The sequence below is a fragment of the Microvirga flavescens genome (assembly GCF_003290125.1).
Taxonomy (GTDB): domain Bacteria; phylum Pseudomonadota; class Alphaproteobacteria; order Rhizobiales; family Beijerinckiaceae; genus Microvirga; species Microvirga flavescens.
The window spans coordinates 761,263-776,346 of sequence record NZ_QMKH01000001.1; the positions used below are offsets into that span (position 1 = coordinate 761,263).

The following is a 15,084-nucleotide window of genomic DNA, read 5'->3' on the forward strand; positions in this document are numbered from 1 at the left end:
GTCCCGAACTATTCGTGCAGGGCAGATATGCGCCTCTTCGTGGCGGGGGATCAAGCCGGGTGCTCGCATCGCCCCCTTGCGCAGAGCGCGCCTGTGGCTTTAGCTGAGATGTTCCTGATTCGTTTTCGTCATGGCCATCCGCACCAAGCTCTCCCTTTCCCAGGCTCGGCGCATCGCGCTCACCGCCCAAGGGTTTCACGAAGGCCGGCCCGAGGCCGCGGCGGCGCGGCACTTAACCCGTGCGCTCGACCGTTCGCATCTGTTGCAGATCGATTCGGTGAACGTGCTGGTGCGCGCCCATTACATGCCCTTGTTTTCCCGGCTCGGCGCTTACGACCGCGCGTTTCTGGAAAACGCCGCATGGGGAAAAGGCAAGCAGCGCAAGGTTTTCGAATATTGGGGGCATGAGGCCTCGCTGATTCGTCTCGATCTGCACCCGCTCTTTCGCTGGCGCATGGCGCGGGCGGCGGCGGGCAAGGGGATTTATGGCGGCATTGCCCGGTTCGGCGTGGAAAAGCGGGCCTTCATCAAAGAGGTGCGCCAGGAAATCGCCGCGCGCGGCCCCATCGCAGCCGGTGAACTTTCGCAAGGCGGCAAGGCGAAGGGCTCCTGGTGGGGCTGGAGCGATGGCAAGCATGCTCTCGAATGGCTGTTCTGGGCGGGCGAAGTCACCACCGCGACGCGGCGCGGGTTCGAGCGGCTCTATGATCTGCCGGAGCGGGTGATTCCCTCCGCCGTCCTCAATACGCCGACCCCGCCGGAGAAGGAGGCGCAGCGCGAATTGCTGCGCCTGTCCATCCGCGCCCTCGGCATCGCCAGCGAGCGCTGCCTGCGCGATTATTTCCGCATCAAGCCCGAGGATGCGAAGGCGCGCATTCCCGAACTCGTGGAAGCCGGCGATCTTGTGCCCGTCGCGGTCGAAGGCTGGGGCGGGCCAGTCTATCTCGACCCGCAGGCCCGCCTGCCGCGTAAAGTGGAAGCGCGCGCCCTCGTCTCGCCTTTCGATCCCATCGTCTGGGAGCGCACGCGCACGGAAAAGCTGTTCGATTTCCACTATCGCATCGAGATCTACACCCCCGCCGAGAAGCGCGAATTCGGCTATTACTGCCTGCCGTTCCTTCTTGGTGAGGACATCGTCGCCCGCCTCGACCTGAAGGCCGACCGCGCGGCGGGCCGCCTGATCGTCCATTCGATCCACCCGGAACATCACGCCGCCCCCGACGACATCGCGCCGGCGCTCAGCGAGGAATTGCGGCTCATGGCGGAATGGCTCGGGCTCGATGAAATCACCGTCCCGAAAAGCTGGGTGAAGCGCCTCGGGCTTTGAAGGCTTCGCTCATGCTCTCGCCAGAAGGCGCGGCACATTCTATTCTTCGCCCATGACATCATTCCTCTCTCCGGCGCGGCGCGTGTGGCTGCGGCTCGGCCTCAACGAAATCGGCCCGCTCGTTTCCTTCCTCGGCCTGGCGCTCTTCGCCCTCGCCTTCGTCATGCTGGCGAACGAGGTCATGGAAGGTGAAACCAACACCTTCGACCGCGCGCTCCTTCTCGCCCTGCGCAGCCCCGACAACCCGGCCGATCCCCTCGGCCCCGGCTGGCTGGAGGAGGCGGCACGCGACATCACCGGCCTTGGTGGGACGGCGGTTCTCGGCATCGTTACGGTGTCCGCCTTCATTGCCCTTCTCATGGCGGGCAAGCGCGGGGCGGCGCTTCTCGTGCTGATCGCCGTGGATGGCGGCATGATTCTCTCAGGGTTGCTCAAGAGCGGCTTCGACCGCCCGCGTCCCGACCTCGTGCCGCATGCGATGGAGGTCTACACCGCCAGCTTCCCGAGCGGCCATGCCATGCTCTCGGCCATCGCTTATCTCACCCTCGGCGCGCTGTTCGCCCGCATGTTCGCCCGCAAGAGGCTCAAGGCCTTCATCATGGGGCTTGCGGTGTTTCTCACGCTCATCATCGGAGTGAGCCGCGTCTATCTCGGCGTTCATTGGCCGAGCGACGTGCTGGCCGGCTGGTGCGTCGGCGCGGCGTGGGCGTCCTTGTGCTGGTTCGTGACCCTGCAATTGCAGCGGCGCGGCCAGGTGGAAAAGCCCGGCGAAGCCGCAGCGGAATCATAACACTGCATGACGTTGTCTGATCCGCTCCCGCCTCAGGGCGCGGCGGGCCGCAAGGTCCCGCGCCGGGTCACGCCCGCTTATCTGCAACGCGCGGCGATGGCCTATCTCGAACGCTATGCCTCCTCGACGGAAAACCTGCGCCGGGTGCTGCGGCGCAAGGTCGAGAAACGCTGCCGCCTGCGCGGTGAGGACCCATCGGAATTTCTGGAGATGATCGACGAGGTGGTGGCAAAAAGCCTTCGCGTCGGGCTCATCGACGACACGCGTTACGCCGCGACCCGCGTCGCGACCCTGCGCCGTCGCGGCGGCTCGGCGCGTGCCATCGGCGCGAAGCTCGCGGCGAAGGGTGTTGCCCGTGCCGTGGTTGAGGAGGCGCTCGAACAGGACGAGAGCAGTGATGAAGCCGCCGCGCATGCTTATGCCCGCCGCCGCAAGCTCGGTCCCTATCGCCCGGGCGAGAACGCGCCTTATCGCGACAAGGACATGGCGGCGCTGGCGCGCGCCGGTTTCAGCTTCGCCATCGTCCGCCGCGTGATCGAGGGCGAACGCGAGAACGCCTGACGCTCAGATCAACCCCGCGCCGACATTGACGGCAAGCGCCAGCACCGTGGTGTTGAACAGGAAGGCCAGCACCGTGTGCCCCAGCGACAGCCGCCGCATGCGCCGCGAAAGGACGATGATGTCCGAGGTTTGCGCCGCCGCACCGAAGTTGAAGGAGAAGTAGAGAAAGTCCCAATAATCCGGCTTCTTCTCTCTCGGAAACCTGAGCCCGCCGCGTTCGCCCGCATCGCCGTAAAATTCATGGGCGTAATGAACGGCGAAAATGGTGTGCACGAGAAACCACGAGCAGAGAATGGTGGCGGCGGCGATCGACAGGCGAAGCACCTGCTGGCTCTGATTGGCATCGTGAATGCCGCGCAACTCGATGGCGATGGCTCCAAGGCTCGCCACGGCGGCGGCGAGCGTCAGGATGAGCACGACAATCGCGCCCTCGTCCTCAAGGTTCGCCCGATAGCGCATCTTCTCCATCGTGGAGCGTGCGAACATCACGAACAACGCGCTGAGATAGACCAGCACCCCGGCGTCCCACGCCACGAGAAGGCGTGTGTTCAGGAGCCAGTGATGCGGCAGCAGCCCGAAGAGGACGACCCCCAGCGCCGTCGCGATGAGAAGGCGCGGGCGCGGCCCGGCATGAAAGCGGATCATTCAAGGATCCCTCAGAAAATCATTGATGAGGATGATATGCCTGATGATGGCGGATGGCGAACCTGCCGGCACCATCGAGAGCGGAAGTTTTTCCGCTATCCACTTTCCTTTCGGCCTCAGGCTCTAGATTATCGCTTCGCAACCGCAGCAGGAGACAATCGATGATCCGCAAGGGAAAAGCCGTCTGGCAGGGCACGGGCAAGGAGGGAACCGGCCACCTCACCTCCGATTCGGGTGTTTTGTCCGCGACGCCTTACTCGTTCAAAACCCGCTTCGAGAACGAGAAGGGCACCAACCCGGAGGAGCTGATCGCCGCCGCCCATGCGGGTTGCTTCACGATGGCGCTGGCCTTCCAGCTTCAGGGCGCAGGGTTCACGCCGACGGAGCTTTCCACCGAGGCCGCCGTTTCGCTGGAGCCGGAAGGACAAGGGTTCAAGATCTCGAAATCGGCCCTGACCCTTGAGGCCAAGGTGCCGGGCATCGACAAGGCGAAGTTCGAGGAACTCGCCCGCGCGGCGGAAAAGAACTGCCCGGTCTCGAAAGTGCTCAACGCCGAGATCACGATGAATTTCACGTTGGGGTAGCCCCACCGCGAAGGGGAGGGCGCAAGGCTCTTTCAGTGGGTTTCGCCCTTCCCCAGCTTAACCGCCCCTTAAACCGCCACAATTACGTTGCTCCACAACCATAGGGTCGTTATTGCGGCCCCGTGGATAACGAGGACAAACGTGGCGAACGGACGCAACCGGCGCGAGCCGGTCTTTGAGACGCCCGCCGCCGACAGGGATGATGCGGATTTCCGCCTCTCTCCCGAAGATCGGGCTGGGGCACCCATGACGCGCAAACGCGTCGCGAGAGATGACGACGGGGCTGAAAAGCCCCCGCGTCGGCGCGCCTCCCGTTCCTCGAAGAAAAAGAAGACCAAGCGCCGGGGCGGCGGCCGCTCACTTCTCGGCAAGCTCATTTATGCGGGCGTCGTGCTTGGCCTGTGGGCCCTGATCGCGGTCGGCGGGGTCGTTGCCTATTACGCCGCGCAGTTGCCGCCCATCGACCAGCTCACCGTGCCGAAGCGCCCGCCGAACATCGCCATCATGGCGAGCGACGGCTCGCTTCTCGCCAACCGCGGCGAGACGGGCGGGCGCACGGTCTCGATCAAGGAATTGCCGCCCTATCTGCCGAACGCCTTCGTCGCCATCGAGGACAGGCGCTTCTACGATCACTTCGGCATCGATCCCATCGGCATCGCCCGCGCGCTGGTGCGCAACGTGACCTCCCGTGGCCGCGGCAGCATACAGGGCGGCTCGACGCTCACCCAGCAGCTTGCGAAAAACCTGTTCCTGACTCAGGAGCGCACCGCCTCGCGCAAGATCCAGGAGGCGATCCTCGCGCTCTGGCTCGAGCGCAACTACACCAAGAACGAGATTCTCGAGCTCTACCTCAACCGCGTTTATTTCGGCTCCGGCGCTTATGGCGTCGAGGCGGCGGCGCAGCGCTATTACGGCAAGTCCGCGCGCAACGTGTCGCTCTCCGAGGCGGCGGTGCTGGCAGGCCTCGTGCAGGCGCCCTCACGCCTTGCGCCCAACCGCAATCCGAAGGCGGCGCAGGATCGCGCGGAACTCGTCGTCGCGGCGATGAACGAACTCGGCTTCATCACGCCGGGCATGACGAAGACCGCGCTCGGCGCGCCCGCGCAACCCGTCCGCCCGAGAGGCGCGGGCTCGGCGAATTACGCTGCCGACTACGTGATGGACGTGCTCGACGATTTCGTCGGCACCATCGAATCCGACATCGTGGTTTCCACCACCATCGAGCCGGCCATGCAGGGCGCGGCAGAGCGCGTTCTGGTGGAGGAGCTCGATACCAAGGGCCAGAAGTTCAACGTGGGCCAGGGCGCCTTCGTCGCCATGCAACCCGACGGTGCGTTGAAAGCGCTGGTCGGCGGGCGCAACTACGAGACAAGCCAGTTCAACCGCGCCACCGCCGCGCACCGCCAGCCGGGCTCGTCCTTCAAGCCGTTCGTTTATCTCACCGCTATCGAGCGCGGCCTGACGCCGGACACGATCCGCGACGACAGCCCCGTGAACTACAAGGGCTGGACGCCGGAAAACTACGATCGTGGCTATCGCGGGCCGATGGCTTTGCGCGATGCGTTGGCGCTCTCGCTCAACACCATCGCGGTGAAGCTCAATCTGGAAGTCGGCCCGAAGGCCGTGGTGCAGACGGCGCAGCGGCTCGGCATCACCTCGCCGCTTCAGGCCGTTCCAGCGCTCGCCCTCGGCACGTCGGAAGTGACGCCGCTCGAACTGGTGAGCGCCTATGCAGCCTTCGCCAATGGCGGCGATGGCGTCATTCCCTACGTCATCAACCAGGTGAAGACGACGGACGGCAAGGTGCTCTACCAGCGTCCGGCAGGCGGCGGCTTGGGCCGTGTCATCGATCCTTCGGCGGTTTCGATGATGAACGAGATGATGCACAACACCTTCGTCATCGGCACCGCGCAGAAAGCGCAGATCCCCGGTTGGACGCTCGCCGGCAAGACAGGCACGACGCAGGATTACAAGGACGCCTGGTTCGTCGGTTTCTCCGGCAGCCTCGTCGCCGGCGTGTGGCTCGGCAACGACGACGGCACGCTGACGAAGCGCGTCACCGGCGGCAACCTGCCGACAGAGGTCTGGCACAACTTCATGAAGCTCGCGCTGAAGGACAAGCAGCCCGTGCCGCTGCCCGGCCTTGAAGGGATCGGTCCACGCGACATTCCTGTCGCGGGCGCGCCGGGACAGGCGGTCGCCAACGCCCAACGCGAAAGCGGCTGGATCGCCCCAACCCAACGCGGCAGCCGCGAGAAGAACTTTTTTGAGAAGTTGTTCGGGCTCTAACCCCGCACCCGCCCTGTCGTCGCGAACAGCGTGAGTGCCGCAAGGCCCGTTCCCGCAATCGCGATGGGCAATGGCAGGGCCGAGCCGATGTCGAGGAAGCGGCCGAGGCCGATGCCGAGGAGGGCCGCGAAGGTCATCTGACAGATGCCGAGGAGCGACGAGGCTGCGCCCGCGCGATCCGGAAACGGCATCATGGCGGCGGCCATCGCCTGCGGCATGGTGAGGCCGACGCCGATGCCGTAGATCGCCATCGGCGCACTCACCGCTAGCGAGGATGGCACGCCGAATCCGACGAGCGCCAGCATCAGGCCGCCGCCCGCCGCAAGGCAGATCGCGCCGAGTTTGACGGTGCCGTCGAGACCGCGCCGTCCGACGAGGCGCTGCGCGAGCGCGGTGCCGAGAATGTAGCCGATCACCACGAAGGCGAAGGAGAACGCGAAGGCGAGTTCGCTCAGGCCATAGACGCCCTGCAGCACGAAGGACGAGCCGGAGATGAAGGCAAAGAGCCCGCCATAAGTCAGCATGGCAAGGCCGACATAGACGCGGTAGCCGCGATGCTTCAGCAACTCCGCGAAGCCGCGCAGCATGGCGGGAAGGGAGATCGGCGTCGTGGAGCGCGTGCGGATTGTCTCCGGCAGGCGCAAGATCACGATGGCCGCCAGCATCAGGCCGCAGACGATGGTGAGCACGAAGGAGGCGCGCCATCCGAACGCAACGCCGAGCACGCCGCCGAGCACGGGCGCGAGAGCCGGCACGACTCCCATGATAGTACCCATGCGCGAGAGTTCCTTGCCCGCCCGCGCGCCGTCGTAAAGATCGCGCACGATGGCGCGCCCGAGCACGATGGGCCCCGATGCGCCGAGCGCCTGCAGGAAGCGCGCGCCGATCAGCGTTTCGATGGAGGGAGCGAGCGCGCAGGCAAAACTCGCCAGGATGAACAGGCCGAGGCCGAACAGAAGGACGGGCTTGCGGCCCACTCTGTCGGACACCGGCCCGTAGAAGAACTGCCCGACGGCGAAGCCGAGGAGGAAGGTCGAGAGCGTGAGCTGCACCTCGGCGCTCGTCGCCTGCAGCGCCGCCGCTATCATGGGCAGCGAGGGCAGGTACATGTCCGTGGAGAGCGGACCGAGCGCGGTCAGGAACGCCAGCACGGCGGTGAGCGCGAAGGTGTCGGGCTTGAGCATCGAAAACCGGAGTGTGAAGAGCACTGCCGGGCTTTAAGGCCAAAGCCGATCACTGTCACGCTTGGACAGGATTTCGAACAGGCTCAGCCGATCCGGTGCAGGGCGCTGCCGTAGACCTTGAGCCATTCCTCTGCTTCGTCCGTGCGCGGGCAGATGCCGCGCACCAGCGACCAGAAGCGGTGGGAATGGTTCAGCTCGCGCAAGTGCGCCACCTCATGGGCGGCGAGGTAGTCGAGCACGAAGGGCGGGGCCATGATGAGCCGCCAGGAGAAGTTGAGCGCCCCCCGTGCGGAGCAGGAGCCCCAGCGGCTCTGCGTGTCGCGCACGGTGATGCGCTTGGCCGTGACGCCAAGCGAAGCCGTATGGCGCTTCACGGCCTCGGCGAAATCCTTCTTCGCTTCGGCTTCCAGAAAATCCTGAATGCGGCGGGGAACGTGCTGCAGATCGCCGGAGACGGCAAGGATGGGATCGCCGTTCTCGTCTACTGTGGCCTGCGTGCGCCCGCGGACATTCGACCAGTGCACGATCCGGTGCGGAACGCCGCGCAGGGGCACCAGCGCGCCGGGCTCGAACAGCACCCGCGCGGGCACCTTGGACAAGCGCGCGGCGATCCAGCTGCCATGCCCGTCGGCGAAGCGCTGGGCGACGGCGAGATCGGTGCGCTCGGGGATCGTCAGCAGCACCTCGCCGGTGGCGTTCGACACACGCAAGGTGATGCGCTTGGCGGTCGGGCGACGGCGCAGGGCCACCTGGAAGGACTGTCCGGCGTGAAAGACTTTCAGAGAGGGAGGGTCCGCGGGAACGCGGCGGAACAATGCGAATCTCATGTCCGCAATGTGCCCTGCCGCGCGCCCGATGTCAGCGCAGCCGTTTGCCGCTGCCGGGAACCGTTCCGGAACCGCCCGAGGCTCTTGACTAGCGCGCGGGCCCCGTTCTCGCGTGGTTCTGAATGAATTCACCAATTCGAGGAACGATTTCCGCCCGGAAGCGGGACCCGTTGAAGACCCCATAATGACCGACGCCCGGCTGGAGATGATAAACTTTCTTGTCCGAAGAGAGGTTCGGCGTGAGATCGAGGGTCGCGAGCGTCTGTCCGACGCCTGAGATGTCGTCCCGCTCGCCTTCGACCGCCATCAGGGCGCAGCGGCGGATTGCCATGAGATCCACCGGCTTCGCCCGGTGCATCATTTCGCCCTTCGGCAATTCGTGCCGCACAAAAACCTTGTCGACGGTCTGGAGATAGAATTCGGCGGTCAGGTCCATGACCGCGAGGTATTCGTCGTAGAAATCCCGATGCTTCTCGGCGGAATCGCCGTCGCCATCGACCAGATGGTTGAACATGTCCCAATGGGCGTTCACATGCCGGTCGAGATTCATGGCCATGAAGCCGGAAAGCTGCAGGAAGCCCGGATAGACCGATCGCCACATGCCGGGATAGGAGGGCGGCACCTGCGTGATGCAATGGCGCTCGAACCACGCGATGCCGCGCTTTTCCGCGAGCTGGTTGACGGCGGTGGGCGAACGGCGCGTGTCGATGGGGCCGCCCATCAGCACCGCCGAGCGCGGGATCAGCGGGTCGTTCTCCGCCTCCATGCGCGCGATGGCGGCGATCACCGGCACCGCCGGTTGGCAGACGGCGAGCACGTTGAGATCCGGCCCGAGCGCGCGGAACATCTCGATCAAGTAATCGATGTAGTCGTCGAGATCGAACCGGCCTTCGCTGAGCGGCACCATGCGCGCATCGGCCCAGTCGGTAACCATCACGTCGTGGGTCGACAGGAAGGCTTCCACCGTGCCGCGCAGAAGCGTGGCGTAATGCCCGGACATCGGTGCGACGATGAGGAGCTTCGGCTGCGGCTTGGCAAGCTTGGCCTTGCGCTCGAAGGCGATGACCCGCGCGAAGGGCCGTTCCCACACGATGCTCTCGGCAACCTCCGCCGTCTTGCCGTCGATCAGAGTCGAGCCAAGACCGAAGGAAGGCTTGCCATAGCGCCGGGTGGTGCGCTCGAAGAGTTCGAACGCAGCGGAAACGGTGCGCGCATAAGTCGTGCTGTTGAGCGGGTTGTTGGGACTATCGAGTAAATGTTTAGCAACGTCAGTCGCCACGCGGGCGGGACTGAGCATCCAATGGGCAGCTTCGTACCAGCAATAAGCGAGATTCATTGTTTTCCCCGAAGGGTCGGGACCCAATTTTCTCCGCGAATCAAAATGCGAAGCCGGGCAATATTCTCGACCCTGAATCGTAAAATGAGAGTTTCTGGCCTGTAATGCAATGCTGTTTAAGACGATGCGGATAAGATTAATGTATGAGCTCTAAGCTCTGGAGCAGAATTTACTCCTTGGAAGGGAGAAGAGGAACACTATCCTCTTTGCCGATGGTCGAAATCAAACCGAAGGATCTCGTACGCAACGCGCGTCAATTGCGCCTCGACACACTCGTGAGGCTGCGCTGGCTTGCGATCATCGGGCAGTCGCTCGCGGTGGCGGGCGTCCGGTTCGGCTTCGGGTTCGCGCTGCCTTTCGTGCCGTGCTTCACCGCCATCGCCGCATCGGCGCTGGTCAATCTGCTGCTGAGCATCAGGTTTCCGGCGAGCTACCGGCTTGGCGACAACGCCGCGACATTGTTGCTGGCGTTCGACATTCTACAGCTCGCTTCGCTGCTTTATCTCACGGGCGGATTGCAGAATCCGTTCTCCGTGCTGTTCCTCGCCCCGGTGCTGATTTCGGCGACGGCGCTCACGCCGGCGCGGACCTTCGGGCTCGGCCTTTTGGCGGTGGCCTGCGCGACGCTGCTGATCCTCTTCCATCGCCCGCTTCCGTGGTTTCCGCGACAGGGGCTCGACCTGCCCTTTCCCTATGTTATCGGCATCTGGACGGCGATCCTTCTCGGCATCACCTTCACGGGAATTTATGCCTGGCGCGTCGCCGAGGAGGCGCGGCAATTGGCGCAGGCCCTTTCGGCGACGGAGCTCGTGCTGGCGCGCGAACAACACCTGTCGCAGCTCGACGGACTTGCCGCCGCCGCTGCCCATGAACTCGGCACGCCGCTCGCAACCATCGCTCTCGTCGCCAAGGAACTCGATCACGACCTGCCGAAAGAGGGGCCCGTCGCGGAGGATCTCAAGCTCCTGCGCGAGCAGGTGGACCGGTGCCGCACCATCCTCACCAAGCTGACCTCGATGGGGCAGGATACGTCGGCGTTCCTCGAGACGATTTCACTAAGCCATCTCGTGGAGGAAGTCGTCGCGCCGCAACGGGGGCTCGACGAGGAAGTGGAGATCGTCAAAAGCGGCGAGGGGCCGGAGCCGACCGGCCGCCGCAATCCCGGCGTGGTCTATGGCCTGTCCAACATTCTCGACAACGCCGTCGACTTCGCTCACGAGAAGGTGATCGTCGAAGCCGGCTGGAATGCTGATGAGGTCTTCATCGAAATCCGCGACGACGGGCCGGGCTATGCGCCGGATATTCTGTTGCGCCTCGGCGAGCCTTACGTGACGACGCGCAGCGCGGCCGACCGCGCTCAGGGCGATGAGGAACTCGCCTCCGGTCTCGGCCTCGGCCTGTTCATCGCCAAGACGCTGATCGAGCGCTCGGGCGCGCAACTCTCTTTCGGAAACGCGAGCCCGCCCGGAAAAGGCGCCATCGCACGGATCGTTTGGCCGCGTCATACGTTTGAAAGGGGTGCGGCAATATTGCCGCAGGGGTCGCAGGAATAATCCCTGACAGAGCAGGGCAAGCATTCCTATATGTAGGCCCCGAGCTTTGGAGCAGGATCAGAACAAGTGGACACTGGTTGTTCGCCCGGATCATGCGCCAGTAAAAGAAATTTGGAGGCTGATCGCCTCTTTGTAAGGGAGTCTTCGGGATGCAAGGAGATATTCTGAAGGCCGATGCACCGGTGGCGTTCGAAGATCGTGCCGACAAGAGCCTCTTGATCGTCGATGATGACCGCCCCTTCTCCACGCGGCTCGCCCGCGCGATGGAAGCGCGCGGCTACCAGGTCCGTGTCGCGGAAAGCGTGGCGGATGGGCTCGCCGCGATTGAAGCCGAACCACCCGCTTTCGCGGTGATCGACATGAGGCTCGGCGATGGCAACGGGCTCGACGTGATCGAGCGCCTGAAAAGCCGCCGCCCCGACGCTCGCGGCGTCATTCTCACAGGCTACGGCAACATCGCCACCGCCGTGACCGCGGTGAAGATGGGCGCGTTCGACTATCTCGCCAAACCCGCCGACGCGGACGAGATCCACGCGGCGCTCATGGCCGCTCCCGGTGAGCGGGCCGTGCCGCCGGAAAATCCGATGTCGGCGGATCGGGTGCGCTGGGAGCATATCCAGCGCGTCTATGAATTGTGTGGTCGCAACGTGTCGGAGACGGCGCGCCGTCTCAACATGCACCGCCGCACGCTGCAGAGGATTTTGGCGAAACGCGCGCCACGTTAAAGGACGGCGGCCTCCGGGTCGGCGAGCGCATGCAGCACGGAAGCGGCGGCGCGGGCGAAGCGCAGCGTCACGGCTTTGCGCCGCGCTCCGGAGAGCGGATGATGGCCGGCCTCGCGCATGATCGCCGCGCCGAAGGAATCCGCGACGATCAGGCCACGATCCTCCGGCAGGATCTCCACCGGTACCGTTTCGGGAACGGCGAAATAGAACCGGTCGCAGAACTCCGCGTAATCCGGCCATTTCCGGTCGGCACGGAAATCGGCGATGCTGGATTTGATCTCGACGATGACAAGCCCGCCATCGGGGGCGAGCGCCATCACGTCCGCCCGCCGTCCGTTCGCAAGGGTCAGCTCCGGGATCGTCACATGGCCAAGCTGCGCGAACAGCCGCCGGACGCCGCGCTGGATACCGGACGCCATCGGCGACTGGCGTCCGTCGGGGGCGAGGATGGGTTGTTGCGGCGAAAGGCGGATCGGCGAATCGGTCATGGGGAAAGACTAAGCCCACGCTCGCTCCGCGCAATGGAACGAGTGTCGCAACAAGCATCCCGAAACGCCGGATCGGCTTTGCAGAGCATGATCAGGAGATCATGCGGCCATAAAGAAAGCTGGAGGTTGACCGTGCTTCAGACCGAACAGCCTCTAGCCGATCCGCCCCGGCTTGGCTAACGTCGCGGCAGCTCTCTTTCGTCAGGATATCTCATGGAGCGCGATCCGCTTCGCCTTGCCTGGAAGACCAGCCCGTCCGGCAACCTTCTCGCGATGGTCCTGCTCATCCTGGCGGGGGCTTTGCTCGTGCTGGAATTCAGCCTTGTCCGCATCCTCGTGGACGAGGTGCTGCTGGCGCAGGCCCCGGACGCGCCGCGCCGCTTCCTGCCCCTTGCGATTGCAATGCCCGCCGGCGTGCATCCATCCACCATCGTCCTTTTCGAGGGCTTCGCACTCGATGGGTCGGCCTTCCGGCAGGCCGTCATCGGCGCGGCGCTCGTGGTTCCGGTTGCTATCGGCCTCCTGCTCGCGGCGGTAACCTGGCTCATCAGCGCCATCGGCACCAGGGTTCTGAAGCGGTTGCGGAAAACCGTGCTCGATGCCGTTCTGCGCACCTCGCCCTCCACGCGCGACGAGGCGGCGGAAGCGACCCTGCTCGTTGGCGACGCGCTCGCGCGGGAAAGCCACGTCTTCGGCGCGGCCTTCATTTCCTCCTTCAAGCTCTGGGGCGTCATCGGCCTCGCCGTGGCCTTTGCGCTCGCCTCCGGCTGGAAGCTCGGCCTCTGCCTTGCCGTGGTGCTCATTCCCGGTGCGATCCTCTGCGCGCGGCGGCTCGACCTGCGGCTCGAAACCGCGCAGGCCCGCCTGCGGGAGGGCGCGGCGGTGTCCGAGAGCTTCGCCAGCGTGATCGAGCGCCTTCCTGCCATCCACGCCCACGCGACCGGCCCTTATGAAACCCGGTGCATCGGCCAGGCTCTCGCGAGCGGCCACGCTCCCGTCGAGAAGGAGGAGCACCGCTTCGCGTTCACCGACGCGGCGACGACCATCGTCCTGCTTCTCGCGCCCCTCGCGGTCGTCGGCGTCGGAGCCTGGGTGGGAGCCGGCTCCCTGACGCCCGGAACCCTTCTCGCCTGCGCGCTCGCGGCATCCCTCGCGGCCTTCGGCGTGCGCGAGGTGGTGCAGTGGCAGCGGGTGTTGGAGCGTGCGCGCCTGCTTCTGTCCGACATCGCCCGCGACCTTGCCGCCCTGCAGACGCGGGATCGGCGCATCGCCAAGGAGGTTCTGCCGAAGGGCGGCGACCTCGTGGCGCAGAATGTCTCGGCCTATGATTCCGCCAGTGGCGGGCGCATTTCCGGCGTGACCCTGGAACTGCCCTTTCCCTCCCATGTCGCGCTGGTGGGCAACGGCGATTCGGGCTCGCACATGCTTGCCGCTCTCATCGGCGGGCAGCTTTCGCCCTCGACGGGCCGCCTGACTTATGGCGGCATCGATCTCGTCAAGGCCGATCCCCTGTCCCGCGCGCAGCGGATCGCCTTCGCGGGGGAGACCGTGCTGCTTCCGGGCACGCTGCGGGACAACCTGATCTACGGTTCCGAGGCCCTGGAAGATCTCGATTCGCGCCTGGCCGAGACCATCGCCATCACCCGTCTCGACAGAGTGACCCATGCGCGGGGCCTTGCCTCGACGTTCAACCCCGAGCGCGAGCCGAAGCTCGCCGCCTCCATCGTGGAATCGCGCCGGGCGGTGCAGGCGGCACTCGAGACGGAAGGCCTCGACCGCTTCGTCGATCCTTTCGACGCCGCGCGCTACAACCGCCATGCTCCCGTCGGGGAGAACCTTTTGTTCGGCAAGCCCGTCGGCGATACGTTCCGGGAGGACCGGCTCGCCTCGCACCCCTTCATCCGGGCGATCCTGGAAGCCGCCGATCTCACCAAGCCGCTGGCGCGCATGGGCCTTTCCATCGCCACGAGCATGATCGAGATCTTCGCCGAGATTCCGGACGGGCATCCGCTCTTCGCGCGGTTCTCCTTCTTCTCCGCCGCCGACCGCGCCTTTTTCCAGGATCTCGTCGCTCGCCGCAACGAGAAGCGCCGCGCCACGTCGGCCACCGACCGGGAGCGGCTGATCGGGCTTTCCTTGCGCTACAACGAGAGCCGGCACCGTCTCGGCCTGCTCGACGAGGCGATGCAGGCGCGCATTCTCGCTGCCCGCGCCGATTTCGCGCGCCTCTTGCCTGCGAGCTTGCAGCCCGCCATCGAATTCTATGATGCCGACCGCATCTGCACGGCGGCGAGCGTGCAGGACAATCTGCTCTTCGGGCGCATCGCCTCCGATCAGGCGGGCGCGGACGATTCCGTCCAGAAGGTGATCCGCCGGGTTCTGACCGAACGCGGGCTCGATGCCGGCGTGGCGCGGATCGGCCTCAACAGCCCCATCGACGTCAGCGGCGGCGATCTGACCCTTACCGAAATCGCCGCCATCGATCTCGTTCGCTGCTTGATCCGCGAGCCCGACATCCTTGTCGTCGCCCGCGCCCTCGACGGCCTGCCGGGGCCCGCCGCGGACAAGATGGTAGCGGATCTGCGCCGGGCGCTTTCCGGGCGGGGATTGATCGTGGTCACGCCGGAGATTTCGCCACCCATGGACCAGCCGCCCTTCGATGCGGTCGTCCGTTTCGTGCGCGGCGAACCCGTCCTCGAAGACCGGATTCGCCATCCGGAGCCGGCGATGGCATGATTAGAGCGACAATTTGGCCAAAATCGGCTTCGATGTGTG

General features: G+C 65.3%; 13 protein-coding genes. 8 read left to right on the forward strand and 5 right to left on the reverse strand.

All coding sequences use genetic code 11. The features are described 5' to 3' along the window. Nucleotides 1-136 precede the first annotated feature (136 nt). From DQW91_RS03425 to DQW91_RS03435, 3 genes are read left to right on the forward strand one after another with little or no spacing between them, the layout of a single operon-like run. On the forward strand, nt 137-1,327 hold the full coding sequence (locus DQW91_RS03425) for a winged helix-turn-helix domain-containing protein (RefSeq protein ID WP_198411785.1): 1,191 nt from the start codon (nt 137-139) through the stop codon (nt 1,325-1,327). 52 nt (nt 1,328-1,379) lie between these two features. Further along, nucleotides 1,380-2,117 (forward strand): phosphatase PAP2 family protein, encoded by a 738-nt coding sequence (locus DQW91_RS03430; RefSeq protein WP_112662124.1) that lies wholly within the window; start codon nt 1,380-1,382, stop codon nt 2,115-2,117. A gap of 6 nt (nt 2,118-2,123) precedes the next feature. Then, a complete protein-coding gene (locus tag DQW91_RS03435) occupies nt 2,124-2,678 on the forward strand; it encodes a regulatory protein RecX (RefSeq protein ID WP_112662125.1) in 555 nt (184 codons plus the stop codon). A gap of 3 nt (nt 2,679-2,681) precedes the next feature. Here the strand turns inward: DQW91_RS03435 and DQW91_RS03440 are convergent, their stop codons facing one another. Next, nucleotides 2,682-3,323 carry a DUF1345 domain-containing protein gene (locus DQW91_RS03440; protein ID WP_112662126.1) on the reverse strand — a complete coding sequence of 214 codons (642 nt, stop codon included), beginning with the start codon at nt 3,321-3,323 and terminating at the stop codon, nt 2,682-2,684. A 161-nt stretch (nt 3,324-3,484) separates the two neighbouring features. On the opposite strand from DQW91_RS03440, the gene DQW91_RS03445 reads away from it, so the two are divergent. Both DQW91_RS03445 and DQW91_RS03450 read left to right on the forward strand, forming a co-directional pair. Next, nucleotides 3,485-3,907, forward strand: coding sequence for an OsmC family protein (locus DQW91_RS03445; protein ID WP_112662127.1), 423 nt, complete (start codon nt 3,485-3,487; stop codon nt 3,905-3,907). A gap of 141 nt (nt 3,908-4,048) precedes the next feature. Then, a complete protein-coding gene (locus tag DQW91_RS03450; RefSeq protein ID WP_112662128.1) occupies nt 4,049-6,196 on the forward strand; it encodes a transglycosylase domain-containing protein in 2,148 nt (715 codons plus the stop codon). Here DQW91_RS03450 and DQW91_RS03455 read toward each other — a convergent pair. From DQW91_RS03455 to DQW91_RS03465, 3 genes are all read right to left on the reverse strand, one after another. After that, the gene (locus DQW91_RS03455; protein WP_112662447.1) at nt 6,193-7,380 is read right to left on the reverse strand and encodes a multidrug effflux MFS transporter; all 1,188 of its coding nucleotides are present in this window, start codon (nt 7,378-7,380) and stop codon (nt 6,193-6,195) included. The two genes, DQW91_RS03450 and DQW91_RS03455, sit on opposite strands and share 4 nt — an antisense overlap. An 83-nt stretch (nt 7,381-7,463) precedes the next feature. Continuing rightward, complete coding sequence (locus tag DQW91_RS03460) at nt 7,464-8,207, reverse strand: M48 family metallopeptidase (protein ID WP_112662129.1); 744 nt, start codon at nt 8,205-8,207, stop codon at nt 7,464-7,466. 88 nt (nt 8,208-8,295) lie between these two features. Continuing rightward, nucleotides 8,296-9,543, reverse strand: a complete 1,248-nt coding sequence (locus DQW91_RS03465; RefSeq protein WP_112662130.1) for a polyhydroxyalkanoate depolymerase — start codon at nt 9,541-9,543, stop codon at nt 8,296-8,298. A 212-nt stretch (nt 9,544-9,755) separates the two neighbouring features. Here DQW91_RS03465 and DQW91_RS03470 point away from each other — a divergent pair, with 212 nt between their 5' ends. After that, nucleotides 9,756-11,096: an ActS/PrrB/RegB family redox-sensitive histidine kinase gene (locus tag DQW91_RS03470; protein WP_112662131.1), complete on the forward strand. Its 1,341-nt coding sequence runs from the start codon at nt 9,756-9,758 to the stop codon at nt 11,094-11,096. Nucleotides 11,097-11,245: 149 nt separating this feature from the next. Beyond that, nucleotides 11,246-11,821 carry an ActR/PrrA/RegA family redox response regulator transcription factor gene (locus DQW91_RS03475; RefSeq protein ID WP_112662132.1) on the forward strand — a complete coding sequence of 192 codons (576 nt, stop codon included), beginning with the start codon at nt 11,246-11,248 and terminating at the stop codon, nt 11,819-11,821. Here the strand turns inward: DQW91_RS03475 and DQW91_RS03480 are convergent. After that, nucleotides 11,818-12,309 carry an MmcB family DNA repair protein gene (locus DQW91_RS03480; RefSeq protein ID WP_112662133.1) on the reverse strand — a complete coding sequence of 164 codons (492 nt, stop codon included), beginning with the start codon at nt 12,307-12,309 and terminating at the stop codon, nt 11,818-11,820. The genes DQW91_RS03475 and DQW91_RS03480 overlap by 4 nt on opposite strands. Before the next feature lie 213 nt (nt 12,310-12,522). On the opposite strand from DQW91_RS03480, the gene DQW91_RS03485 reads away from it, so the two are divergent. Beyond that, on the forward strand, nt 12,523-15,045 hold the full coding sequence (locus DQW91_RS03485; RefSeq protein ID WP_112662134.1) for an ABC transporter ATP-binding protein: 2,523 nt from the start codon (nt 12,523-12,525) through the stop codon (nt 15,043-15,045). Nucleotides 15,046-15,084 lie beyond the last annotated feature (39 nt).

What these genes read in the sequence shown, in the direction of transcription:
- DQW91_RS03430 (WP_112662124.1), top strand. Translation starts at nt 1,380, where the DNA reads ATGACATCATTCCTCTCTCCGGCGCGGCGCGTGTGGCTGCGGCTCGGC.
- DQW91_RS03435 (WP_112662125.1), top strand. Translation starts at nt 2,124, where the DNA reads ATGACGTTGTCTGATCCGCTCCCGCCTCAGGGCGCGGCGGGCCGCAAG.
- DQW91_RS03440 (WP_112662126.1), bottom strand. Translation starts at nt 3,323, where the DNA reads ATGATCCGCTTTCATGCCGGGCCGCGCCCGCGCCTTCTCATCGCGACG.
- DQW91_RS03445 (WP_112662127.1), top strand. Translation starts at nt 3,485, where the DNA reads ATGATCCGCAAGGGAAAAGCCGTCTGGCAGGGCACGGGCAAGGAGGGA.
- DQW91_RS03455 (WP_112662447.1), bottom strand. Translation starts at nt 7,380, where the DNA reads ATGCTCAAGCCCGACACCTTCGCGCTCACCGCCGTGCTGGCGTTCCTG.
- DQW91_RS03460 (WP_112662129.1), bottom strand. Translation starts at nt 8,207, where the DNA reads ATGAGATTCGCATTGTTCCGCCGCGTTCCCGCGGACCCTCCCTCTCTG.
- DQW91_RS03465 (WP_112662130.1), bottom strand. Translation starts at nt 9,543, where the DNA reads ATGAATCTCGCTTATTGCTGGTACGAAGCTGCCCATTGGATGCTCAGT.
- DQW91_RS03470 (WP_112662131.1), top strand. Translation starts at nt 9,756, where the DNA reads ATGGTCGAAATCAAACCGAAGGATCTCGTACGCAACGCGCGTCAATTG.
- DQW91_RS03475 (WP_112662132.1), top strand. Translation starts at nt 11,246, where the DNA reads ATGCAAGGAGATATTCTGAAGGCCGATGCACCGGTGGCGTTCGAAGAT.
- DQW91_RS03480 (WP_112662133.1), bottom strand. Translation starts at nt 12,309, where the DNA reads ATGACCGATTCGCCGATCCGCCTTTCGCCGCAACAACCCATCCTCGCC.
- DQW91_RS03485 (WP_112662134.1), top strand. Translation starts at nt 12,523, where the DNA reads ATGGAGCGCGATCCGCTTCGCCTTGCCTGGAAGACCAGCCCGTCCGGC.